This window comes from Pelosinus sp. UFO1 (assembly GCF_000725345.1).
In the GTDB taxonomy this organism is placed as follows: domain Bacteria; phylum Bacillota; class Negativicutes; order DSM-13327; family DSM-13327; genus Pelosinus.
This window is the reverse complement of sequence record NZ_CP008852.1, coordinates 1966075-1988849: the sequence shown is the minus strand read 5'-3', so window position 1 is coordinate 1988849 and position 22775 is coordinate 1966075. Positions and strand designations below refer to the sequence as shown.

General features: G+C 37.5%; 22 protein-coding genes and 1 other RNA gene. 2 read left to right on the top strand and 21 right to left on the bottom strand.

The genetic code is table 11. From position 1 onward, the window contains the following. Positions 1-356: 356 nt before the first annotated feature. The 10 genes from UFO1_RS09160 to UFO1_RS09115 form a co-directional block, all read right to left on the bottom strand. Positions 357-857, bottom strand: a complete 501-nt coding sequence (locus UFO1_RS09160) for a GGDEF domain-containing protein (protein WP_038670136.1) — start codon at positions 855-857, stop codon at positions 357-359. Then, entirely contained in the window at positions 857-1198 is a 342-nt protein-coding gene (locus UFO1_RS09155; RefSeq protein WP_038670135.1) for a CGGC domain-containing protein, read from the bottom strand. Before UFO1_RS09155 ends, UFO1_RS09160 begins: the two co-directional genes overlap by 1 nt. 46 nt (positions 1199-1244) lie before the next feature. Further along, entirely contained in the window at positions 1245-2303 is a 1059-nt protein-coding gene (gene rlmN, locus UFO1_RS09150; protein ID WP_038670134.1) for a 23S rRNA (adenine(2503)-C(2))-methyltransferase RlmN, read from the bottom strand. A 163-nt stretch (positions 2304-2466) separates the two neighbouring features. After that, the gene (locus tag UFO1_RS09145) at positions 2467-3303 is read right to left on the bottom strand and encodes a site-2 protease family protein (RefSeq protein ID WP_038670133.1); all 837 of its coding nucleotides are present in this window, start codon (positions 3301-3303) and stop codon (positions 2467-2469) included. A 24-nt stretch (positions 3304-3327) separates the two neighbouring features. Continuing rightward, the gene (locus tag UFO1_RS09140) at positions 3328-3891 is read right to left on the bottom strand and encodes a hypothetical protein (protein ID WP_038670132.1); all 564 of its coding nucleotides are present in this window, start codon (positions 3889-3891) and stop codon (positions 3328-3330) included. A 201-nt stretch (positions 3892-4092) separates the two neighbouring features. Further along, positions 4093-5277, bottom strand: a complete 1185-nt coding sequence (deoB, locus tag UFO1_RS09135) for a phosphopentomutase (RefSeq protein WP_038670131.1) — start codon at positions 5275-5277, stop codon at positions 4093-4095. 317 nt (positions 5278-5594) lie between these two features. Further along, positions 5595-5813, bottom strand: a complete 219-nt coding sequence (locus tag UFO1_RS09130; protein ID WP_038670130.1) for a hypothetical protein — start codon at positions 5811-5813, stop codon at positions 5595-5597. A gap of 155 nt (positions 5814-5968) precedes the next feature. After that, entirely contained in the window at positions 5969-6679 is a 711-nt protein-coding gene (locus UFO1_RS09125) for an MBL fold metallo-hydrolase (RefSeq protein ID WP_236639366.1), read from the bottom strand. 42 nt (positions 6680-6721) lie between these two features. Next, positions 6722-7207 carry a hypothetical protein gene (locus UFO1_RS09120; RefSeq protein ID WP_236639365.1) on the bottom strand — a complete coding sequence of 162 codons (486 nt, stop codon included), beginning with the start codon at positions 7205-7207 and terminating at the stop codon, positions 6722-6724. A gap of 175 nt (positions 7208-7382) precedes the next feature. Beyond that, on the bottom strand, positions 7383-8447 hold the full coding sequence (locus tag UFO1_RS09115) for an HD-GYP domain-containing protein (protein WP_038670127.1): 1065 nt from the start codon (positions 8445-8447) through the stop codon (positions 7383-7385). Positions 8448-8691: 244 nt separating this feature from the next. Between UFO1_RS09115 and UFO1_RS09110 the strand changes: the two genes are divergently transcribed. Continuing rightward, positions 8692-9870, top strand: a complete 1179-nt coding sequence (locus UFO1_RS09110; RefSeq protein ID WP_038670126.1) for a MalY/PatB family protein — start codon at positions 8692-8694, stop codon at positions 9868-9870. A 145-nt stretch (positions 9871-10015) separates the two neighbouring features. Here the strand turns inward: UFO1_RS09110 and UFO1_RS09105 are convergent, their stop codons facing one another. The 11 genes from UFO1_RS09105 to ssrS form a co-directional block, all read right to left on the bottom strand. After that, complete coding sequence (locus UFO1_RS09105; protein ID WP_038670125.1) at positions 10016-10447, bottom strand: RbsD/FucU family protein; 432 nt, start codon at positions 10445-10447, stop codon at positions 10016-10018. A gap of 11 nt (positions 10448-10458) precedes the next feature. After that, entirely contained in the window at positions 10459-11520 is a 1062-nt protein-coding gene (locus tag UFO1_RS09100) for an ABC transporter permease (protein ID WP_201771062.1), read from the bottom strand. A 22-nt stretch (positions 11521-11542) separates the two neighbouring features. Continuing rightward, positions 11543-13084, bottom strand: a complete 1542-nt coding sequence (locus UFO1_RS09095) for a sugar ABC transporter ATP-binding protein (protein WP_038670124.1) — start codon at positions 13082-13084, stop codon at positions 11543-11545. After that, on the bottom strand, positions 13081-13827 hold the full coding sequence (locus tag UFO1_RS09090) for a DUF2291 family protein (RefSeq protein ID WP_051788879.1): 747 nt from the start codon (positions 13825-13827) through the stop codon (positions 13081-13083). Before UFO1_RS09090 ends, UFO1_RS09095 begins: the two co-directional genes overlap by 4 nt. 91 nt (positions 13828-13918) lie before the next feature. Further along, positions 13919-14905: a D-ribose ABC transporter substrate-binding protein gene (locus UFO1_RS09085; RefSeq protein WP_038670123.1), complete on the bottom strand. Its 987-nt coding sequence runs from the start codon at positions 14903-14905 to the stop codon at positions 13919-13921. A gap of 76 nt (positions 14906-14981) precedes the next feature. Next, positions 14982-16472: a glycerol kinase GlpK gene (gene glpK, locus UFO1_RS09080; protein WP_038670122.1), complete on the bottom strand. Its 1491-nt coding sequence runs from the start codon at positions 16470-16472 to the stop codon at positions 14982-14984. A 16-nt stretch (positions 16473-16488) separates the two neighbouring features. Next, positions 16489-17421: a transketolase family protein gene (locus UFO1_RS09075; protein ID WP_038670121.1), complete on the bottom strand. Its 933-nt coding sequence runs from the start codon at positions 17419-17421 to the stop codon at positions 16489-16491. After that, positions 17402-18247, bottom strand: coding sequence for a transketolase (locus UFO1_RS09070; RefSeq protein WP_371256679.1), 846 nt, complete (start codon positions 18245-18247; stop codon positions 17402-17404). The genes UFO1_RS09075 and UFO1_RS09070 overlap by 20 nt, the downstream gene beginning before the upstream one ends. A 21-nt stretch (positions 18248-18268) precedes the next feature. Further along, on the bottom strand, positions 18269-19699 hold the full coding sequence (locus UFO1_RS09065; protein WP_038670119.1) for an L-fucose/L-arabinose isomerase family protein: 1431 nt from the start codon (positions 19697-19699) through the stop codon (positions 18269-18271). 23 nt (positions 19700-19722) lie between these two features. Continuing rightward, positions 19723-20736, bottom strand: coding sequence for a LacI family DNA-binding transcriptional regulator (locus UFO1_RS09060; RefSeq protein ID WP_038670118.1), 1014 nt, complete (start codon positions 20734-20736; stop codon positions 19723-19725). 351 nt (positions 20737-21087) lie between these two features. Next, positions 21088-21260: non-coding RNA, 6S RNA (ssrS, locus tag UFO1_RS24405), on the bottom strand. 309 nt (positions 21261-21569) lie between these two features. Here ssrS and UFO1_RS09055 point away from each other — a divergent pair. Continuing rightward, positions 21570-22706 (top strand): aldo/keto reductase, encoded by a 1137-nt coding sequence (locus UFO1_RS09055; RefSeq protein ID WP_173406246.1) that lies wholly within the window; start codon positions 21570-21572, stop codon positions 22704-22706. Positions 22707-22775: the final 69 nt, after the last annotated feature.

Sequence of the window (22775 nt, the reverse complement as noted above, 5' to 3'; positions counted from 1 at the left end):
GATTCATTTTCTGAAGTGTACCCTATATACTTTAGACGCAAAATATTCTTTAACATTTTTCTATCTTAATCATACAATACAGCGTAAGTACTACATATGGATTATAAGAGGAGGGTTTATTATGGGTTTTGGATGCGGCGGCGGTCATGGTCATAATAACGGTGGAGTTGTGATTATAATCATCATCCTTTTGCTGCTGTGCTGCTTTAACGATAACGATAGTTGTTCCTGCTAAAATAAAACTTTAACCAACATAACCAAATTTTCCATGTAAGAAAACAACTACATTTCAGTAGTTGTTTTCTTTTTTATTCTTATTTTCAAAACTGCGTGACCATTATAATTTGAATCAATTACTAGCCAATTTGTTCTGCATATAACATAAACGTTGTATCTGGGATATTGCGTAAAATAATCGCAAATTCATCTCCACCGAACCGAAATATGGCTCGATTTCCTACAACTGATTGCGCTATATCTGTAAACCTTTTCAAAATATCATCACCAGCTATATGACCACTTGTATCATTTTGGCGCTTAAAGTTATCCAGGTCTAATAGCATAATTCCTACTGGGGTAAGGGATCCTGACTGTAGTTCACATTTAATTAATTCTAATGTTTTATCAAAAGATCTACGGTTATAGGCTCCTATCAATCCATCACTATCAGCCGCTCCTGCCAATGAAGTATGAACTTCTTCAAGCTTACTAATGGTATCGTTATATACTTGAATCATTTCATCATAATTGGGGTGAAATTGCGACCACTTGGCGTCCAGTGATACTTGTATATACTCCACTGATATATGAAAAACGCCCGTACCCTCAAAATTTCGAGGATACAGGCGTTCATCCATTATAACTTTTTCTTAATGTTTATTGTTTTTTGTCCCTTGCCTTCTTCTGATCCGTGGGTGTATCCAATAACATCAAAGTGCTCTCCAAGGCGTTTTGCCAAAGTTTCATAATTCGCTGCTTTCCCTCGCATGCAGGAAGATAAATGCACCACATCCACCCCGTTTTTTATCATTGTCTCAATTTTATGATCAATATCACCACCAGCATGAGAAAAAGTAACAAGCTGAACATCTTCTTCATATCTTTCAAAGGCATCCTTTCTCTGAAAGAAAGCGTTAAGACATCCCCTACCTGTACAACGTTGCATAGTTTCTTCCCTGACCAATATCGCTATTTTCACTTTTCACCTCATCATCCGAATACAAACTCCTATATTAGGTTACTTTCTACATTTTTTTGATTTGTTTGCTTCTTAACTGCCCACAAGCAGCATCAATATCTGTTCCATGCTCCAGGCGATTGCTACAATTAATACCTTGCTTTTTTAGTGTATCATAAAATGCCCGCATAGAATCTAGGTCGCTTCTTTGATATTGGCTGTGCTCATCCACTGGATTATAAGGAATTAAGTTAACATTTGTAAGATGCTTTTTATCACCAATCAAATGAGCAAGCTCTAGGGCATGTTCTCTACTATCATTCACGTTCTTTAATAAAATATATTCCAACGTAATCCTACGATTCGTTTTCTTCAAATAGTAAGTAACGGCCTGCATTACTTTTTCAATTGAAAAGATACGATTTATCTTCATGATCCGGGTTCGAAGTTCTTCATTGGGTGCGTGCAATGAAACCGCCAGATTTACTTGCAAGTTAGCATCGGCAAATTCTATAATTTTGTTTGCAAGACCACTAGTAGATACGGTAATACGTCTTCCCGCAATGGCAAGTCCTTTATGATCTTTAATAATCAGCAAAAAATCTACTATATTTTTAAAATTATCAAATGGCTCTCCGATACCCATTACCACAACATGACTTACCTTTTCATCTTGGTTCCTTTTATCTAAATAATGCTGGACTTTCATAATTTGTTCTACAATTTCGCCACTGGATAAATCACGATTTTTCGTCAGTAGTCCACTTGCACAAAAACTACATCCTATATTACAGCCTACTTGGGTTGTAACACAAACAGACAAACCGAATTTGTGCCTCATTAACACGGTTTCAATCAGGTTATCATCCTGTAACTTGAACAAAAATTTAATCGTTCCATCTTCTGATTCTTGGCGTAAATGTTCACTTAGGGTTTGGATGGCAAAATGATCTGCTAATAATTCAATACATTCTTTATTAACATCCGTCATTTCTGAGAAACTTCTCACCCGCTTCCTATAAAGCCAATCCCATACTTGCACTGCCCTAGACTTTTTATGTTCACGCTCCCCAAGCCATATTACCAGTTGATCTAATGTCAATCCATAAATGGATTCTTTAATCATTCATAATCCTCTTTTCCAAACTTAAAATCAATCCTATTCTCTTACGTTGTCAAAGTTACAATCTTTTTATTATTATCCCAAATATCCTAGGTTAAAACAAGGGAGTTAAAAAGCTAATTTAATAAGTTTCCTTTGGGTGGTAAATAAGTAACATTTGCTAAAATTAGTGTCTATTCAGCGTTTCATGTAAATTGTAAGTATAATAGGCTGACAGAGCAAAAAGAGCAAAATAGGAAAAGCCCATTTTTAGACGAAATCCTGGATCAGTATCATAATACGGATTCTCTCGATCTTTCCAAACTTCCCATGCTTTTTTTACTGCCAATATAGAAATTAAAATTCCGATAGGGTTGAAGAAGTACAAGGAAAAAAAGAGCATTATAGGAATACCAACGAGCCAAAGCTTTAAGGATATAGCAGTTACAATACGTCCACCATCAAGTGGATGGGCTGGAATCAAATTAAAAACAGTTAAAAAGAAGCCGAAATAAGCTAAAGCATATAGTAACATAGAGTCAAATATTTCTCCAATCCAAAGACATACAAATGCTCCCAAGGCTCCGAAAATTGGACCAGCAATGCCAACGATAGATTCAGTCTTTGCATCTTTCGGTGCTTCTTTCATTTGGATGATTGCACCGAGAAAAGGAATAAACATTGGCAAGCTCGTATTGATACCTAACCTTCTAGACGCAACCAGATGTCCCATTTCATGTACAAACAACAATAATACAATCCCTACTGCATATTTCCAGCCATATATAAAAGTATATATAACGACGGTTAGCATCATCGACAAGCCTGTAGTAAGGAATTTACCGAGTTTAAGGAATATAAGCGCTCCCTTTATGATTGCCCATATCTTTGAGGCTTTTAAAAGCAGTAGAACACCGCCGATGCTAGTAAACCAACCCCATCTACTTTTCTTTTTAGGAGGTTCTTGCTCAGAGTTAGCTTCTTCATTTCCTATAACTGTAATGTTATCTTTATTTTCATCCATAATTAGCATACCTCCTATTATTTATTAATCTCTGCCTTGACCTGGCCCTCTTGGCCACCCAAATCTACTATCAATGATTAGAATAGTTTGTCCATCTATGTATTTTGTATAATCTCCATCATACAGAATAGTAAAATCATGACTGACGGGATGCCATCCATCTTTTCCTATAAAAACTTCATTAGGATTGATAGCTTCGCTATCTAAGGATAAGCTAAATTTTATATAACTCCCATAAGAAAGCTGAAAATCAATTCCCTCTTCCTCTTCAGAAGCCGTGATATTGTATTTTATCTTATTTTGGCTTTTATTCACTTCAAGATAGTCACTATCGCCTTTATAGCTTTCTAAAACATTCTTAAATCGGCCGTCGGTACGCACCGTTCCACTAAAATTATGGATGCCCCCATTGGATGTAGTTCGCAAATGAACCCCCTCTTTATCTTGCCATAGAAAATATCCTCTAATCTTGCCTGGATCAAACACAGTCGGTCTATCATTAAAACTAGGCGAATAAGTTGCATACGTATAGCTGGTAAAACAAAGCCCAACCAACAAGGCAAGAACGAAAATTCTCCATTTCTTCATAGTTATCCCCCTAAAATTACGTTAACTTTATTATCATCTTTATTTTATAGTTAATATTCTCCACTTTCTTTTGATCCCCTTCTAAATTTATTTCTACGCAGTGTCTGGTGGTAAAGTTTGAATAGGATTCTCTAGTATCCGACACAAAAATGCACCACACTATTGAGTGAGTGGTGCATTTTTATTCGGTTTTATATTACTTTATGTCAAGTCTTGTAAAAAACTAGTACCGTACTCTGGCATCTTTACATTAAAGTTCTCTGCTATAGTAGCACCGATATCCGCAAATGTGGTTCTTATAGGCAACTCCTTCCCTCCAGAAAAAAGAGGGGAATAAATAAGTAAAGGTACGTATTCCCGTGTATGGTCTGTACCGCGATAAGTTGGATCATTTCCATGATCGGCAGTAATAATTAATAAATCTTCATTCGTCATTTTAGCCAGCACTTCCGGTAAACGAGCATCATATTCTTCCAGGGCTTGTCCATAACCACGAGGATCACGACGGTGTCCGTATGAGGCATCAAAATCTACTAAATTTAGAAAGCTAAGACCAGTAAATTTTTCATCAAAAACGGTTAGTAATTTGTCTATACCGTCCATATTCGATATCGTATGAATGGATTTCGTGACCCCTTCACCAGCATAGATATCAGAAATTTTACCTAAAGCAATTACTTCGTAATCAGCATCTTTCAACTCATTCATCACTGTACGACCAAAAGGTTTTAGCGCATAATCATGGCGATTGGCAGTACGAGTAAACTTACCTGGCTCTCCAATAAAAGGACGAGCAATAATGCGTCCTACTTTATAAGGCTCTTCCAGCGTAATTTTGCGACAAAACTCACAGATTTCATAGAGTTCTTTTATTGGAATTATTTCTTCATGTGCAGCAATTTGCAGAACAGAATCAGCAGAGGTATAAACAATGAGTGCTCCTGTTTTCATATGCTCTTCCCCTAGAGCCTCTATGATTTCGGTACCACTTGCTGGCCGATTAGCAATCACTTTCCGTCCCGTCTTCTCCTCAATTTGCTGAATTAATTCTTTGGGAAACCCTTGAGGGAATACGCGAAATGGTTTTTCCGTAAAAAGTCCCATGAATTCCCAATGGCCTGCCATTGTATCCTTGCCATTCGATAACTCTTGCATTTTCGTATAATAACCAAGAGGATGTTTTTCAGGCTCAATTCCTTCAATATCCCGTATGTTTGAAATACCGAGTTTTCCCATATTAGGCATATTTAAGCCACCACATGCTTGAGCAATATGACCAAACGTATCTACATTAACATCATCAAACTTCGCCGCATCAGGTGCTTCCCCTATTCCTACAGAGTCCATCACCACTAAATGAATTCGTTTAAACTTTGTCGTTACCATCTTTTTTCCTCCTTAGCAATACACAGCTATTAGAACATCCCACAATTGCTATAGTACACGCTTATTAGACATTATGATCATCCCATAAATATTTTATTACACTTTTATTATTAATAAACCTTTCTTACTAGCTACAAGATGCCCATTGATTGTTCTTTAGTAGTATATAGACTATATTTTCTTAGTATATCCAATATATAGGCAATAGTCCATCTCTCTTTACTTGCAAAAAACAGCTGTCCATATAAAGGACAGCTGTTGGGCCTGTAGCACTAACTATATTTAGTAGCTTTATTGACCTTTCGAAGTAATTTTTTTTAATGGTGCCGATTTCTAAAAAACATATTATGAGCATTTTCGATCACAGCACAGAAAAAGAAAAATGCACAAGTAACAGATGCCGTAAATCTTAATACTTCTAACGTTATAGAGCAAGACACATGCCACGGCCCAACGATTGGTTGAATCAATAAAATACCCAAGAAGACTGCTACTGATAATATAAATAAGGAAGTTGATGGATAGTTCTTAAGCATATTATCATCTCCTTAGTATTATTATATCACTCATACTTTATATATTCTACAATTTTATTGAATATTTGGAAAATTAAATTGGATTGCTCATTATTTCTCCAACCCGATAATGAGCAATCCAATTTAAAGTTTTTTAATAATAAGAGTTACGAGAACTATTCTTTTGTTACTTTTAACTTATCCCCTGAAAAAACGGGGCACCAAGTAGCAACCGACTTTCCCTTACCAAAAAAGCCAATGGGTGGTGCCCATCTTTCTCCACGCGTATGCATTGCTACCAATTGTCCTACATCTACTCTACGGCAAAATTCTTTTACCCCAATTGCTCGATATTCTTCCAACCGACTATCTACTGGAAAGAAAGCTATATCAAGCTTTAAACCATCTAATTTATCCATTTCTTTTATAAATAGATCTTTAGCCAACATAAGATTATATTTATGATCCCATTTCCAATGCCACCAATTAAGGTCGCCAGCATGAAATAGGCGCCAACCATCCACTTCCACAGCAAAAGAAACCCCTACATCGGTAGACCCATATGTTTTGACTCTTATGCCATCTTGCACACTCGTCTCGTAGGGACGCATATACTCAATTTTTTCCTCATTAACGCCAGGTAAGTTGTCAATATCATCACTCAAAAAAAATTTTGCTACGTTATTTTGCCACGTACTAATGATCGGATTAAAATGATCATGATGCCTGTGAGACGAAAAAACATATAGCATTTTCCCCGCTGCTATTAATTGGGCAACCGTACCTGCAGCATCTTGATAATAATCAAAAACCAGAACATGTTTATCTGTTTCTACGACAAAACCGCTATTTTCTAAATAAATTAATTCTAAATGTAATGACATCATAATTTCCTTTCTTATTGCAACACGTGAGTTCAAAGTTCAATTTTACAGTTCAGTAGGCTCATAATGGATTTCCCAAGTAAGATACCCTTTACGATTGGAGTCTTGAAAAATGCGCCTTTCCCGCACACTATATCCTACGACTGTTATCTGGATTGCCCTTCTTTCAGGGGGTAAAACGCGATCCCTTGTGCCAGGATAAATTGTTTCGACCTCACCGTTCTCCCATAAAATAATAAGCTTTGATTTTTCAGCATGCTCACCTTTAGCTTGGAAATTGACAACATTTATTTTCTGAGCAAACTTTCCTGCAATGACTTGTTTCAATTCTATTTTACCTTCAAAAGGAACTTCCTTTCCACTAATAACTCTAAGTGGTGTGATCTTCACAGCATCAAAAGGAATCGGTGTTTCCACTACTGGACTAGGAGATGATTGTGAAGAATCCGGAACTCCATTAAAAAACAAATACACGCCTATAAAAGCAAACACTACCATAGCACCAATAGTAAATGATCTCCAATGCATCATACCCCTCCTCTCCTAATACTATGTAAAATTAACAAATTTCATATCTATTTCGAATGAAGTATAATCTCATCCCTCACTTTTGTCAACAATTCCTATCGCAAAAGAACGTATTAAAATACACCTATCCTATAAAGGAAAGGTGTAAAAAGTTTGAAAATAACTATATACTAAGCAGTTATCTAATAAGACTAGCCACAGGCTTTACTTTTGAAATTCCCTTCCAATTATCAAGTTGGATAATTTTTCCATCAGAACATTTGATGATTGGATTTGGATTTAGAAACTCTCCCAAATGCACAATTTCTCCCTCTTGTCCGTCCGCTAGCTGTACAGAGTTTCCTAAGATACTATAGCGGAACTGTTCAAGAAAAGTAGTACAGATTCCAACATCTAATTTGGCAATCATGCCTGAAGCTAATGCATCTGCCGCCAAAAAAGGAGTTACTTTATTATTATACGCTCTATCAGAAGTCATTGCGTCATAAATATCTGCAATTGCAATAATTCTAGCATAAGGATGTATTTTTTCATGACTATAATTGCCAGGATAACCGCTACCGTCTAATCGTTCATGATGCTGTAAGATTCCAAAGACGACAGAGGGAGAAATTCCTGGTATACTGCTTAGCAAACGATAACTATGAGTGGCATGAAGTTGTGCTAACTGCATCTCATCTTTCGTTAGGGTACCTATCTTTCCTAATATTGATATGGGTATTTGAGTTTTTCCTACATCGTGTAATAATCCTGCGAGAATGAGTTGATTTATTGCCTCGGGGCTATAATGTAACCACTTGCCAATAAGTCCTGATAGTAAAGCAACATTAATACTGTGACAATAAGTATAGTCCTCGCGAGGCCCCTCCAAATTTAAGTAATTAATTGCAAATTGAGAAGCAACAAGAGGAGCTACTTGGTTGCAAGCTATATTTTGAAATTGACGCAATGGCACCTTCTTATCAACTATTATCGTTCTAAACAGATCTTTCACCTTGCTAACGGCATTCTGATAAATTTTAAGCTGCTCATTATCGAACAAGATCGATCCACTATCGACTAAGGACTGCTCTTTTATATCAATTTCAGATAAACCTAATCTTGATAAGCGTTTCAAAAGATTTTCATTTAGCATAGTACCCTCTGTTAGCAAAACCATGCCATTTCGATCTAATATAGGTCGTCCTACTTCCATGCCTGGCAAGATTTGAGATAATTTATAGCGACTAATTGCAACAGCCATCCTTGACCAACCTCCACAATATCCATATTAAACTAATTATACCATATAAAGCTAATTCCTATATATGTATTTCCAAATTATTCTGTTAGTATTTATAATTAAACTAAACATGTCATAGAACATCATTTTTTGATAATTATCAGCCGCTAAAAGGAATTTAAGCTATTAAGAAGAATGTCTAGTAGTAAGGAATGATAGTAATACTTCATCCCAAATCACTAATACGTTAGGCGGATGATCAAATATGAAATATGATTTTGACACGGTACTGGACCGATCCAGTAACTTTGCTGCTAAGTATGATGAATTGGGGAAAAAATTTGGGAAGGACGATCTCATTGCCTTGTGGGTTGCTGATATGGATTTCAAAGTGGCTAATCCTATCATTGAAGCAATTCAATCTCGTGCAGCGCAAGGAATTTTTGGCTATACCTCCAGACCGGATTCCTATTTTCAAGCAATTCAACAATGGCTTATGAATAAGCATGAATGGACTACGGATACGCAGTTGATGATCCACTGTCCAGGTGTTGTGCCATCATTAAGTTTATTGATTCAGCACTTTACACAACCAGGGGATAATATTATTATTCAGCCACCAGTCTATTATCCATTTTTTGATGTGGTAAAAAACAATGGACGGACACTCCTAGAAAATCCATTAAAGCTAGTGAATGGGCAATATGAAATGGATTATGATCATCTGGAAAGCTTAGCTAAAAGTGGCGCTAAGATGCTTCTTTTATGCAGTCCGCATAACCCAATTGGTCGAGTGTGGAGAAAAGACGAGTTAGTTCGCTTAGGCGAGATCTGTCTAGCACATGGGATTGTTGTTATTGCTGATGAAATTCATTCTGACTTAGTATTTTCTGGACATAAGCATACACCTTTTGCCATGATTTCTGAGGAATTCCGTAAGAACACATATACTTGCATTGCTCCTAGTAAAACCTTTAATTTAGCAGGTTTACAGGCATCTATTACCATTTTTCCCAATGCTAATGATCGTAATAAATTTGATGAAATATTAGGAAACCTAGATATAAGAAGAAATAACTGCTTTAGTTTAGTAGCATCAGAAGCAGCTTACCGTTATGGTGATGAATGGTTACAGCAAGTCAAGGAGTATATTGAAGGCAATTTTTCCTTTATTCAAGATTTTTGCAAAAAAAATATCCCCCAAATTCATCCCAACTTCCCAGAAGGCACTTATCTAGTCTGGATTGATTGTCGTAAGTTAGGAATGAATAAAGATGAACTTCACAACTTCATGATTAACGAAGCAAAACTTGCTCTGGATGACGGATATTGGTTTGGTGATGCCTATGCAGGTTATATGCGGTTGAATGCAGCTTGTCCTCGAAGCATCATCGCTCAGGCACTAGAGCGTTGGCAAAACGCCATAGAGAAAAGAATACGTTAATAGATATTTCTTGTCCCTTGCTAGATGCAAGGGCTTTTTTTCGCGGAACAGAAAGTATAACACCTGATTGGCAATATTTCTTATGAAACATTGCCAATCTTTTTTTAAAATTATTAATAAATACTCTATATCAATTGAATCGGCTCTACTTTATTACACCCTTTTTGATAATCATACAACCATACAATTTACGCTCTGTCGTTGCAACTATGGCATAAGCCTTTCTTGTTCTTTCATAGAAGGCAAAACGCTCTACATATTCGATTACTTTATCACCCCGTTCCTCATACCTACTAACCACTGTTTTTATATCCTCATGAATTTCTGGAATCGTTGTATCCCCCGGCGCCACTTGCATTAAGGAAACAGGATGATCTACATAACTATCCAAAGGATAAAATTGCAAAATTGCATCCAGTAATTGAGGAACACCATGACCGTCACAGCGAACGAGCCTTTTACCATTACTGGCTGCAGGATAGTTGGCATCTCCAATGACTAAATCATCGCCATGCCCCATCTCATGTAATATTTTTAAAAGTTCTGGTGAGATAATATCAGGAATCCCTTTTAACACAGTAACTCCTCCTAACTATTTTTCCCTTCAAGAGCCAGTTTATTTTCCATATTTCTTTGAAATTGATCTACAATAACTGCAATTACAATAACCAGACCTTTAATTACCATCTGCCAGAATTCGGAAACGCCGATCATAACCATACCATCACTTAATACGCCAATAACAAATGCACCAATGAGTGTCCCACCGATGGTTCCGATACCACCAGCCATAGATGTTCCCCCTAATACGGCTGCGGCAATCGCATTCATTTCCCAGGTATTTCCGGTGGCTGGATGAGCTGCTACCAACTGGGAGGATACAATTAGCCCTACCAAGGCAGAGCAGAAACCAGAAACCATGTAGACTAACATTTTAACCCGATTTACTCGAATCCCAGAAAGTTTAGCTGCTTTTTCATTTCCGCCTACGGCAAAGATATGCCAGCCCCAAGGTGTTTTCTTAAGAAGATACGCTACAGCTAGGCCAACAAGAATCATAAGCCAAATGGAAATAGGTATTCCTAAAACACTGCCCGCACCTAAGATAGGAAAGCCTTCATTACCCAAGCTGGAATTACCCACTAGATTGGGGAAAGTTTCTCCATTAGAACGAATTAAGGCAAATCCTCTAGCCGCGTACATGGTACCTAAGGTTGCTATAAAGGGAGCTACATTAAATTTAGTAATTAGCAGTCCGTTGACAGCCCCTACACCTGTTCCCATCAATAATGCAAAGAGCATGATAATAAATACATTAAAATAAATAGTAACTCCAAACATATTAAGCCGTAATCCCTCATGAATAAGCCCGCCCGCAATCATCCCAGCAAGCCCAACAATAGAGCCCACTGATAAGTCAATTCCACCACTAATAATAACAAGGGTCATACCAATGCCCAACAAAGCATAGAGGGCAACATGCTTAGCTATGAGTATTAGACTATTTGCCGACAAAAAACTTGGTGTAAGAAAGCTAAATATAATAATTAAAAGAATTAAGGCTATAAACGTTCTAGCTTTTAATAAAAGCATCCCTAGTGACACGTTTTTTGTATGTACTCCTTCTATCTGATTCATTATTTTGCTCATAGTAGGTAGTCTCCTTTTACTCTTAAGAAATATTCTTAACTTTCGTTGCGTGATGCCCTACACCTGAAGCCTTAACAAGAGCTTCCTCTCTAATCTCATCCCCACTTAATTCAGCAGTTACTTGTCCGTTAGATAAAACAATGATTCTGTCAGAGATTCCTATAATTTCCTTCAATTCTGAGGCCACTATAATAATACCCATACCTTCTGCTGCAAATTTATTCACAATTTTAAATACATCGGCTTTGGCACCTATATCAATTCCCCTTGTGGGTTCATCCAATAGCAGCACTTTAGGTGAAGTAAGAATTCCTTTGCTAATCACAACCTTTTGCTGATTGCCACCACTCAACGAAAGGATTGGTAAATTTCTATCTGCTACCTTAATCTCCAAATTTTTAATAGCTTTTGTTATGTTCTCATTTTCCCTCTTAGGGAGTAAATGGATGCCCTTCGTATAATCCCATAAACTTGCTAATGTCATATTTTTTCCGATAGAAAGGGTTTGCACTAACCCTTCTCTTTGTCGATCTTCTGGTATATGGGCAAATCCTTTCTGAATTTGCTCCCAAATCGACTTTGGCCTAATTTTTTTACCTTCTAGGTAGATATCACTTGTAGCTTCTGGGTGCATCCCCATCAAACATTCAATTAGTTCTGTGCGTCCTGCGCCTAACAGGCCATATATCCCTACTATCTCCCCTTTGCGCACAGAAAAAGTAACCTTATCTAGCGTATAACCGCCTCCTTTACGAGGTAAGGTTAAGGACTCAACACGTAGAATTTCATCGCCAATTGGCTTTTCTTGTTTATAATTCATATTGGTATTGTTGTGACCTACCATCTTTCTTACAATCCAAGGAATATCAATATTCTTAACTTGATCTTGTTCAATCAATTTACCATCACGAAGCACAGTAACATAATCACCGATACGCATAATTTCTTCTAACCTATGAGAAATATATATAATAGAAATTCCTTGTTCTTTCAATTCCTTAATCAATCGAAATAAAACTTCTACTTCAGCTGTGCTGAGTGATGAAGTTGGTTCATCCATAATTAAAACATGTAAATCTTGTTGAGCCATGGTCTTCGCTATTTCAATTATTTGTTGCTGACCTACCCTTAGATCACTTACGGAAGTATCGGGATGAATGGGGTGTTCAAGTCTCTCGAGAAGAATCTTTGTTTTTTCAATATGTTTTTTATGATCTAAGATTATTCCATATTTTGTATTTTCCCGACCCATAAAAATATTTTGTGCTACAGTAAGATTAGGAAACAAATTTAATTCCTGGTGAATAATACCGATCCCTTTTGCTGATGCATCACGTGTATCATTAAGGCATATTTCCTCTCCGTTTAAATAAATACTACCTTCCGATGGTTTTTCAATTCCGGCAATGATTTTCATTAAAGTCGACTTACCAGCCCCATTTTCTCCAATTACTACATTCACCTTGCCCCGATATACATTAAAATCCACCTTGTGCAAGGCTACGGTACCAGGATATATTTTACTTATGCCTCGGGCCGTTAAGCACAGCTCATCACCCATCATTTACCTCCTTCCACTAACTCCATTTTTATTGGCGTTAGAAGTATTTCACTCGACGACGCAAAGGTGAAAACGCCGATAAAATTCACTTCTTTTCCTTTAGCAAGGGTAGCGTCAAATTTTCCTAAGAGCGTCTCCGTAATTTTTTTATGAAAAGCATTTGATAATTCTGCAAAAACCATTTGGTTTTTAAAATCATCATATTTAATAAATTCAAGAGAATCGCGTACTGCTGTACCTTTAATAACAGGTCCTAGCTGTATTTTAAAATCCGTTTTACCATCAAAAGGGGCAATATCTATATCTAACGTGCCAACTCTAGATTCTTTATTAACATTTAGAACTTTCCCTTTGCCTTTGACAATAAAATTCCACGGACTACCTTCCTGTGCACTCCTAATTCCATATTTCTTACCAGCTTCATCCACACTAATTTTAGTTTCTTTAATAACCTCACCTACATCATTTGCCTTTTCGTTTATTGTCAAAAGCACCTTGCTATCCCATATGGAATCTACAAATTGATTGGCATCAAAGCTTTCATCTTGAAAATAAAAAGTGGTCCCCTGTTTACTATTCTTATTTTTGTCATGAGGAACCACAGTATAAAGCTTACAGCCAGAAAACAAGATCGATGAGAATAAACATATCACAAGTAACATAGTAATATTGATTTTCCTAGTGCAATGACTTTTTAAACCCGTTTCAGCATGCAATTTACAGATAGATTTAATTATTTTTTCCATACTATTTCTCCTCATCAAATTGTCAATTGATTACATTATGTCAGGATAGTGTGTTATGCCTATCCTGACATATTCCTTCCCTAATTCTTATTTATTTTACAGCGAAGGTTTCTAATTTTTTAGCATTTTCTCCATTGATTAAGACACAGTCTATTAATTGCTTTTCTTTTTCTCCTGTTGAACCATTCTTCAGAAATTTATCAGCTTGTTCTACAGCCATCTGTGCGATACGAAAGGCTGGTTGCAGAACAGTAGCCTTGATATCACCAGCAATAATGGAATCTCTTACATCATTGCTTCCATCAAAACCTACTACGATTACGTTTTTCAAACCGGCAGCCTTAATAGCAGCTATTGCCCCCATTGCCATGGTATCATTACCGCAAATTACACCTTTAATATCTTTATTAGCTTGGATAATAGATTCCATTTTTGAATAAGCTTCTGTTTGGCTCCAATTTGCACTTTGGCGGGCAACAGATTTTAATTCTGGATATTGGTCAATTACATCATGATAGCCTTTCGAACGTATACCTGCATTTGTATCTGATTCCTTACCCACAAGTTCAACATAATTTCCTTTTTCACCCATCAACTTAACAAATTCTTCTCCACCTAACTTAGCTCCCTGAAAATTATTAGAAACGATTTGTGATACGGCACTACCTGTCACATTAATTTCACGATCGATAAGAAAAGTAGGAATTCCAGCATCTTTTGCCTTTTTCACAGCAGCCACAGTTGCATCTGCACCAGCATTGTCACAAATGATCGCAACTGCTTTACGCGCAATTGCCGTATCAAACATTTCATTTTGCTTATTAGCATCATCATCATGCACTAATGTCAATACTTCGTAACCAAGTTCCTTTGCTTTGGCTTCTGCACCTACGGCCTCGGATTTAAAGAATGGATTACTATGAGATGGAGTAATGATAACTACTAATTTTGATTTAGGAGATTCTTTTTCAGCTGACTTCGCAGCATCGGGTTTTTGTCCGCCACAACCGGAAACTAAGAGAGCGAGCATACTGACGATTAAGAGACCAAGGAACATAAACTTACTGATCTTTTTCATCTTTTCTCCCCCTTTGATATGATTTTATTTATACTCTTTTCCCTGAGAAAAAGAATATAGACCTAAAGCTATCCATCTACTTGGTTAGAACCCTTGCGACCGCTTCTTTCCACCCCTGATAATACTGTTCCCTCACATGCCCTTCCATCATAGGAGTATAGCATTCTCCTACCTGCCTTAACTTTTCTAAATCCATCCTGTTCCAAATGCCAATTCCAAGCCCCGCCATATATACAGCACCCATTACGGATAATTCTGCTACCTTCGTTCTTGCGACTTGGATATTGAGCATATCAGCTTGAAATTGCATTAAAAATGAATTTTCCGTTGGTCCACCGTCTACCCTTAATTCCTTGATATATATACCTGATTCTGCTTGCATGGTTTCAATAGCATCCTTAATTTGATAAACGATAGATTCTAAGGCGGCTCTTATAATATGTTGTTTGCCTGTTCTCCTAGACATACCAAGGATCGCGGCCCTGGCATCTGCATCCCAGTAAGGTACACCAAGTCCAACAAAGGCAGGGACCATGTAAACCCCTTCATTATCTTCAATACTTTCCGCTATGCTTTGCAGCTTAGAAAAATCAGTAAATATCCCTAATTCATCTTTTAGCCACTTCAAAGAATCTCCTGAACAATGAACGATCCCTTCTAATACATACTCTACTTTTCCATCAATTACCCAAGCGATCGATGTTACCAAGCCATTCCCTACTACCTTATATTCTGATCCAATATTCATGAGTACAGATGAACCTGTACCGTAGGTTGCCTTTACCGAACCAGGTTCAAAGCAATTTTGCCCAAATAGAGCAGCCTGCGAATCCCCAATAACACCGGAAATAGGAATACTATGCGGAAAAAGTTCCCCAGCTTCGGTATAACCAAAAGTTGCATTAGAAGATTTTATCTCTGCCATCATTGTTTTTGGAATATTAAAAATAGTAAGAAGGTCGTCATCCCATTGAAGAGTTTTTATATTAAATAAAAGCGTTCTGCTGGCATTCGTATAATCTGTCCCATGAACTTTTCCGCCTGTAAGCTTCCAGATGAGCCAAGTATCAATGGTACCCATTAATAGTTTGCCTGCCTGTGCCTGCCCTATAAGGGGAGAACCCCCATTCTCTAAAATCCATTTCACCTTCGTTGCCGAAAAATAAGGGTCAAGCAAAAGACCAGTCCGATCTTTTACCATACGTTCCAGCCCTTGCTCTTTTAGCTTGGAACATATTTCCTGGGTTCTTCGGCACTGCCATACAATCGCATTATAAACGGGGATCCCAGTGTCTTTATCCCAAACGACTACCGTCTCACGCTGATTGGTAATCGCAAGAACATCAATACTAGTTGATGAAATATTGGCTTTTTTGAGTACATCAACTAAGATACCTTTCACATTTTGATAGATTTCTATAGGATCATGCTCAACCCAGCCTGGCTTAGGATAATGTTGCTTGTGTTCTCGTGCCATTTGGGCAACAATTAATCCCTCTCTGTTTACTATCATCGCTTTTGAAGCCGATGTACTCTGGTCAAGGGCAAGGATATAACCATTGTTCATTCTTTCCTACCCCACTTTACTTCAATAATTCCAAAGCAATTTTTTTAATATTTTTAACGCAAAGACCATAATACGCAAATACTTCTTGAGCTTTTCCAGCTATAGCAGGTTCATCCAAAATACCAAGAATTTTTACCGGTGCTGGATGATTCTGCGCTACCACTTCAGCAACTGCTGAGCCCAAGCCACCAAAAATACTATGTTCCTCTATCGTAATGATCTTGCCTGTTTCTCTAGCTGCTTTAATAATCGCTTCTTCATCTAACGGCTTAATGGTATGCATATTTAAGACCCTACAATTAATTCCCATATGTTTCAATTCAACAGCACTATCAACTGCTACTTTCACCATTTCCCCAGTTGCTATTATTGTAAGATCCTTTCCTTCTGCCAAAGTGACTGCCTTGCCAATTTGGAATTCATACTCTTCAGATTGATATACATCGGCAACTGCATTACGGCCAATTCTCATATAAGCAGGCCCCTTATGGACAAGTAAAGCTTCGACCGCCAGTTTTGTCTCAAATCGATCAGCGGGAAGTACAATAGCAACGCCTGGAATGGCCCGCATTACCGCAAGATCTTGTAATGAGTGATGAGACATGCCAAGGGCTCCATAGCTTACCCCACCACTGATACCGATTAGCTTTACATTCGTTTTTGAATAAGCAACATCTACTTTTATCTGCTCGATACTACGCATGGTTAAAAAACAAGCCGGTGAAGCGACAAAGGGTTTCTTGCCCGAAGCAGCAAGGCCTGCAGCAATCCCAACTAAATTCTGCTCAGCAATCCCTACCTCAATAAGCTGTTCCGGCAATTCCTTGGCAAAATTGGTCATAGAAGCTGATCCCCGAGAATCACTCGTAAGAACAAGAATGTCCCTATCTATTTTGCCAAAAGCAATGAGTGCATCACATATGATTTGTCTATTTGGTATGGAATTCATGCTTGCACCCCTCCGTTCCTGATAGTTCTTGTAGCGCCTGTTTGTATTCTTCTGCCGTAGGTACTCCATGGTGCCAATGAGGCACATTTTCCATATACGATATCCCTTTGCCTTTGGTTGTATATGCCATAACCAAAGTCGGCTTCCCTTTTATCCTTGGCACCTCTTCGAATACGCTGCGCATTTTTTCTATATCGTGTCCGTCGGCAGAGATCACTTCCCAGCCAAAGGCTTTCCACTTTTCTTCTAAGGGCTCCAGTCCCATTACAAAGTCTGTCGTTCCTGAAATTTGTAATTTATTGCGATCAATTATACCAACTAAATTATCAAGTCGATAATGTGCTGCCGCCATAGCAGCTTCCCATATAGATCCTTCAGCCTGTTCCCCATCCCCCATCAAGGTAAATACTCGATAGGATTTTTGATCTTTTTTAGCTGCTAATGCCATACCCACAGATATAGAAAGACCATGTCCTAATGCGCCAGTATTCATTTCTACTCCTGGAACTTTATTATTGGGGTGCCCAAGTAACCTACTACCAAACTGACTAAAGGTTTCAAGTTCTTCTTTTGGGAAAAAGCCTTTATCGGCAAGTATCGCATAGTAAGATTCAACTGCGTGCCCTTTACTGAGAATAAATCGATCTCTATCAGCTAACTGTGGATTTTGTGGATCTATATACATGCTACTATAATATAGCGTAGTCAAAATATCCGCGTTGGATAGTGAGGAACCCGTATGACCTGTTTTTGCCTTATAAACCATTTCGATTACATCTTGGCGTATTTGTCTTGCTTTTCCCTTTAACTCTTCCGTAGTAACCAACAGGCTCATCCTCCTCAAATGTTAATTTTTGCCACGTAAGAATGCTTCAATTTGTTCTTTAGTTGGATCCACTGGATCAGGCTGCAAACCAGGTATATATTTACAGGCTTCAAAAAGAGCTGGAATTACGTCCTGGTGTATACCTACGCAATGATGTACATAAGGGCCAGTCACTAACTTTTCTTCCCACAAAGGCCAATCGTTAACTTCAATCCATAAGTAAGTCCCTCGAGTAAATGCACCTTTTATACCCTTTGCCTTACCCAAAAATAAGGAATATTCACCATGGTCACCATCAAAACGAACAATTGATACATTTCCACCTTTGATTTCACTTTCATGGGTGCCTGGGGCATGAGAATCAAATAAGAAATGATGTCTAAATCGAGGTGTACATTCCTTATCTACCAGAGATATGGGGAAATTTCCACAATGAAATAATAATTCGGCATTGGCATTCTTCTCATCCCTAACTGTTAAGTCAGCAAAGAAAGGCGCTGTTGTATCCATAGCTGCTGCTTGGGCCATCACAGCCGTTATTGCCCCATGTATATCCGTTTCGCATACCGCTGGTATACCTTCATCCGTCAATAATGCATTGGCTAGGCAAGGCATGATACCGATACTATTTTGCAATGCTGTCCAGCATTGTATAGCCATAGCAGAACACCCATGATCTTTAATCAATTTTGATAAAGCAACCTTTAATGCCGCTACCCTTGTGATGGAAACATCATCTACTTCACTGCAATCTAATTTCGAGGTAATTAATTGAATTGTGTCTGTAAGCTCTATAGCCTTTTCTCTTTCCACTTGCTCAGTTAAGTCCTTAATATCTTGCAATGTTACTGGATAAACTTCAATCCCAAACTTTTCGAGAAGTTCCCCTTCATTACAAATCATTGTCCAAAAGCCAGCTGGACGGGTAGACACTTGTAAGATTCGCAAGCTTCTCACTTTTTTCACTACATTGCTGGCAGCAATAAAATTTTTAAATCCTCTAGTGAACACAGGATCTTCCAATGTGCTATTCACGATATATGTATAGGGAACATTAAAACGTCGCAGTACTTTGCCAGTAGCAAATAACCCACATTGGGTATCCCTCAGCCGACTTCCATCTGCTAATGGCGCTTCGTCTCTAGGCCCCCATAGGAGTACTGGTTTTTGCAAAGCCTTTGCAATTCGCGCTACTGTATCTTCTGTACCAAAATTACAATGAGGAAAAAATACAGCATCTACTTCGGCCTCTTTAAATCGTTTAATAATTTTCTTTGCATCTTCATCATTATCAAACAAGAGTCCCTCTTTATTTATGCCTTCCAGATCAACGATATCAATATCAAACTGAGAAATTTTTTCTAAGATCAGTTTTTTAAACTTATGGGCATCTTCTTTACTAAATACGAAACGCCGTGTAGGAGCAAAACCAAGCTTAATTTTCTCTCTCATACCCTCTACCCCTTTTTTATAATTTAAGATCTTAATTGTAAAACACTATCTCTAATGATCAGTTCCGTATTCACCTCGATTCTTTGCGTAACCCTCTCTTTATTGCCTTCTATATTTTGAAGTAGTCTTTTAACTGCAGTACTGCCAATATCTTGCTTAAAAACTTTACTAGTCGTCAACCGGGGACTGGTAATTTCACAAAATGGCATATCATCAAAACCCACTATGGATACATCTTCTGGAATTCGAATCTCTCTCTCCTTTAAAGCTCGCATTGCACCAAAAGCAATGATATCATTATCAGCAACAAAAGCTGTGGGTAATTCAATATCACCTTTTTCTAACAAAGCCTTCATATCTCTATAAGACCCTTCCATAGTTGGTTCCAAGAAAAGTTCAAATTCTGCATTACTTTGGATTTTAAACTCTTGTAACGCATCTTTAAATCCAGCCTTTCGATAGTAAAAATTATTAATAGGTAACGTACTATGAAGATACCCAAATTGGGTATGTCCCATTTGCACCAAATATTTTGTAGCTCGATAGGAAGCATCCCTATTGTTAATCAGTACACAATCAAAATTTTCTTCTTTAAAATAACTATCTAATAGGACGATGGGTATATCAAAATCGTAAAAAGGAGCTAAATCTGCTAGACACATTTCAGTAGCTAAAATAATTAGGCCTTGAGAATACTCAGCGGCAACCGTATGAATAATTTCTTCACACTCACTATGATATACATGGGAAATCAATAATTCGTATCCCTGGTTCCTACACTCATTTGCAATTCCCTCAATTAATGATGAAAAGAATGGAGTATCAGATACAATCAGACCATGTTTTTTATAAATAACAAAGCGAATAGTTTTTTGCCTCTTACCCGATTCCTTGTAATATTCTAGTTCTTTGGCGGCTCTAACAATTTTTAGCTTTGTTTCTTCACTAACACCCTTCCGATTATTAAGTGCATTCGATACAGTCGCTGGCGATACGCCTACTCTATTTGCTATATCAGTAATATTTTTTTTCTTCATTTTACTCCTCTGTTGGCTATGAATAGTACGCATATAGAGTATTTATCCATACCATTCTTTAATTAAAAATTTTATCTTCTTTGTTAAGATTAAAATAGCTGATGAGCTTCGACTATCACCATCTGTACAGCGACTTCCATCTTTTCCCTATGCTTGAGAATATGCCTTTAGTTAGTACATTAGTACTAAAAGTTTTTAGTATTACTACCTAAAAAATTAACTATATTGTTTAGTTTTCTTATATAAAAACATTACTTCAAATATGCGAACCCCACTCATTTGAGTGGGGTTCGCATTTATAAATATAAAAAAAGACTTACCCATAGGTAAATCTTTTTTCTTATTGGCAGAATATAGCCCGCAATATCGTTTCTTTTATATGTCCAAACCTGCGACTCGCAGGTGGGCATCCTAGTATGCTTTTGCCATCCACTCAAAGGTGGCCCGACATCCACATAACATTAGATTCCCTAATGTTAACAGTAGGTTGGACATATAAAAGATAACGAATATCGCAGGCAAGAATTCCTTTTAACGAATGCTTTACGCTATATAGTATGGCGTGAAAGAGAAAATCGATACCTGGTACTTTTTCTTAAGTAATGTATACACTTTGTTAACGCTTTGAGCAACTAGTTTATGTTATCCCTATGAGAACTGCAGGATTACTACCATTATATTTCTTGTATAAATTCTTTTTATCTTTAGAGACAATTCATCTACTTCGCGATATACTAAGTATATTGTTTCCATTTTTATCTATATTACATTTAACATTATTACAGGTAGGGGTGATTAATTTGTTATATCGAAAGTATGGCAAGACAAATGAAATGGTTTCCGTTTTAGGATTTGGCTGTATGAGACTTCCTATTATTGATGGTGATACGACTCATATTGATGAGAACAAGGCAATCAAGATGATTCGTCATGCGATAGATGAAGGCGTAAACTATATCGATACTGCCTATCCTTATCATGGCAAAGGCATGGAACATGGCGGAGAAAGTGAACCCTTTGTTGCAAAAGCACTAAAGGATGGCTATCGAGAGCGTGTGAAGTTAGCTACTAAACTCCCCAGCTGGTTAATAAAAACAAGAACAGATATGGACAGATACTTAAATGAGCAATTAGAAAGGCTTCAGACAGATACCATTGATTTTTATTTAGTGCACACACTGAATGCTACTACATGGCCTATATTAAAGGAAGCTGGAATTTGTGATTTTCTAGACCAAGCCATCAAGGATGGTAGAATTAAACATGCAGGATTTTCCTTCCACGAGAGAATTGGCCTGTTTAAAGAAATCGTAGACTATTATGATTGGTCCTTCTGCCAAATTCAATATAATTATTTGGATGAAACCTATCAAGCTGGCAAAGAAGGCCTAGAATATGCAGCAAAAAAGGGACTAGGTATTGCCATTATGGAACCACTTCGTGGGGGGAAGATTGCTGAAAATCTCCCTGAAGATGCTCTTACCTTTTTCAATCAGGCAGATAATAAGCGAACTCCAGCGGAATGGGCTTTGCGTTGGGTCTGGAATCATCCAGAAGTTTCTGTTGCCTTAAGTGGGATGACAACTATGGATCATGTTACTGAAAACATAAAAATTACCCAAGATGCCCAGGCAAATTCTTTAACAGAAAAGGAAATAGGCATTATTAATCAAGTAAAAACTCTTTTCAAAAAACGAATAAAAGTCAACTGTACAGCCTGTGCCTACTGTATGCCTTGTCCTGCAGGCGTAAACATTCCAGGTTGTTTTACAATTCTCAATGACTATTTGATCTCGGGCGGTACACCAGAGTTAAAAGATCGGTTTAAGCATTTATATAATTTCCGTGTAGGCGCTGCAGCCCATGCATCCAAATGCGTAGACTGTGGCAAATGTGAAAGTCATTGTCCACAAGGCATCTTAATTCGTCAAGAATTGAATACGGTTAAAGAATTATTTGAATCCATTTAGTACATAGAAAACTCCTGCAATTTTCGCATTGGAAATTTTGCAGGAGTTTTTTTCGAGCCTCTACCAATT

What these genes read in the sequence shown, in the direction of transcription:
- UFO1_RS09160 (WP_038670136.1), bottom strand. Translation starts at nt 857, where the DNA reads ATGGATGAACGCCTGTATCCTCGAAATTTTGAGGGTACGGGCGTTTTT.
- rlmN (WP_038670134.1), bottom strand. Translation starts at nt 2,303, where the DNA reads ATGATTAAAGAATCCATTTATGGATTGACATTAGATCAACTGGTAATA.
- UFO1_RS09145 (WP_038670133.1), bottom strand. Translation starts at nt 3,303, where the DNA reads ATGGATGAAAATAAAGATAACATTACAGTTATAGGAAATGAAGAAGCT.
- UFO1_RS09140 (WP_038670132.1), bottom strand. Translation starts at nt 3,891, where the DNA reads ATGAAGAAATGGAGAATTTTCGTTCTTGCCTTGTTGGTTGGGCTTTGT.
- deoB (WP_038670131.1), bottom strand. Translation starts at nt 5,277, where the DNA reads ATGGTAACGACAAAGTTTAAACGAATTCATTTAGTGGTGATGGACTCT.
- UFO1_RS09130 (WP_038670130.1), bottom strand. Translation starts at nt 5,813, where the DNA reads ATGCTTAAGAACTATCCATCAACTTCCTTATTTATATTATCAGTAGCA.
- UFO1_RS09125 (WP_236639366.1), bottom strand. Translation starts at nt 6,679, where the DNA reads ATGATGTCATTACATTTAGAATTAATTTATTTAGAAAATAGCGGTTTT.
- UFO1_RS09120 (WP_236639365.1), bottom strand. Translation starts at nt 7,207, where the DNA reads ATGATGCATTGGAGATCATTTACTATTGGTGCTATGGTAGTGTTTGCT.
- UFO1_RS09115 (WP_038670127.1), bottom strand. Translation starts at nt 8,447, where the DNA reads ATGGCTGTTGCAATTAGTCGCTATAAATTATCTCAAATCTTGCCAGGC.
- UFO1_RS09110 (WP_038670126.1), top strand. Translation starts at nt 8,692, where the DNA reads ATGAAATATGATTTTGACACGGTACTGGACCGATCCAGTAACTTTGCT.
- UFO1_RS09100 (WP_201771062.1), bottom strand. Translation starts at nt 11,520, where the DNA reads ATGAGCAAAATAATGAATCAGATAGAAGGAGTACATACAAAAAACGTG.
- UFO1_RS09095 (WP_038670124.1), bottom strand. Translation starts at nt 13,084, where the DNA reads ATGATGGGTGATGAGCTGTGCTTAACGGCCCGAGGCATAAGTAAAATA.
- UFO1_RS09090 (WP_051788879.1), bottom strand. Translation starts at nt 13,827, where the DNA reads ATGGAAAAAATAATTAAATCTATCTGTAAATTGCATGCTGAAACGGGT.
- UFO1_RS09085 (WP_038670123.1), bottom strand. Translation starts at nt 14,905, where the DNA reads ATGAAAAAGATCAGTAAGTTTATGTTCCTTGGTCTCTTAATCGTCAGT.
- glpK (WP_038670122.1), bottom strand. Translation starts at nt 16,472, where the DNA reads ATGAACAATGGTTATATCCTTGCCCTTGACCAGAGTACATCGGCTTCA.
- UFO1_RS09075 (WP_038670121.1), bottom strand. Translation starts at nt 17,421, where the DNA reads ATGAATTCCATACCAAATAGACAAATCATATGTGATGCACTCATTGCT.
- UFO1_RS09065 (WP_038670119.1), bottom strand. Translation starts at nt 19,699, where the DNA reads ATGAGAGAGAAAATTAAGCTTGGTTTTGCTCCTACACGGCGTTTCGTA.
- UFO1_RS09060 (WP_038670118.1), bottom strand. Translation starts at nt 20,736, where the DNA reads ATGAAGAAAAAAAATATTACTGATATAGCAAATAGAGTAGGCGTATCG.
- UFO1_RS09055 (WP_173406246.1), top strand. Translation starts at nt 21,570, where the DNA reads ATGGTTTCCGTTTTAGGATTTGGCTGTATGAGACTTCCTATTATTGAT.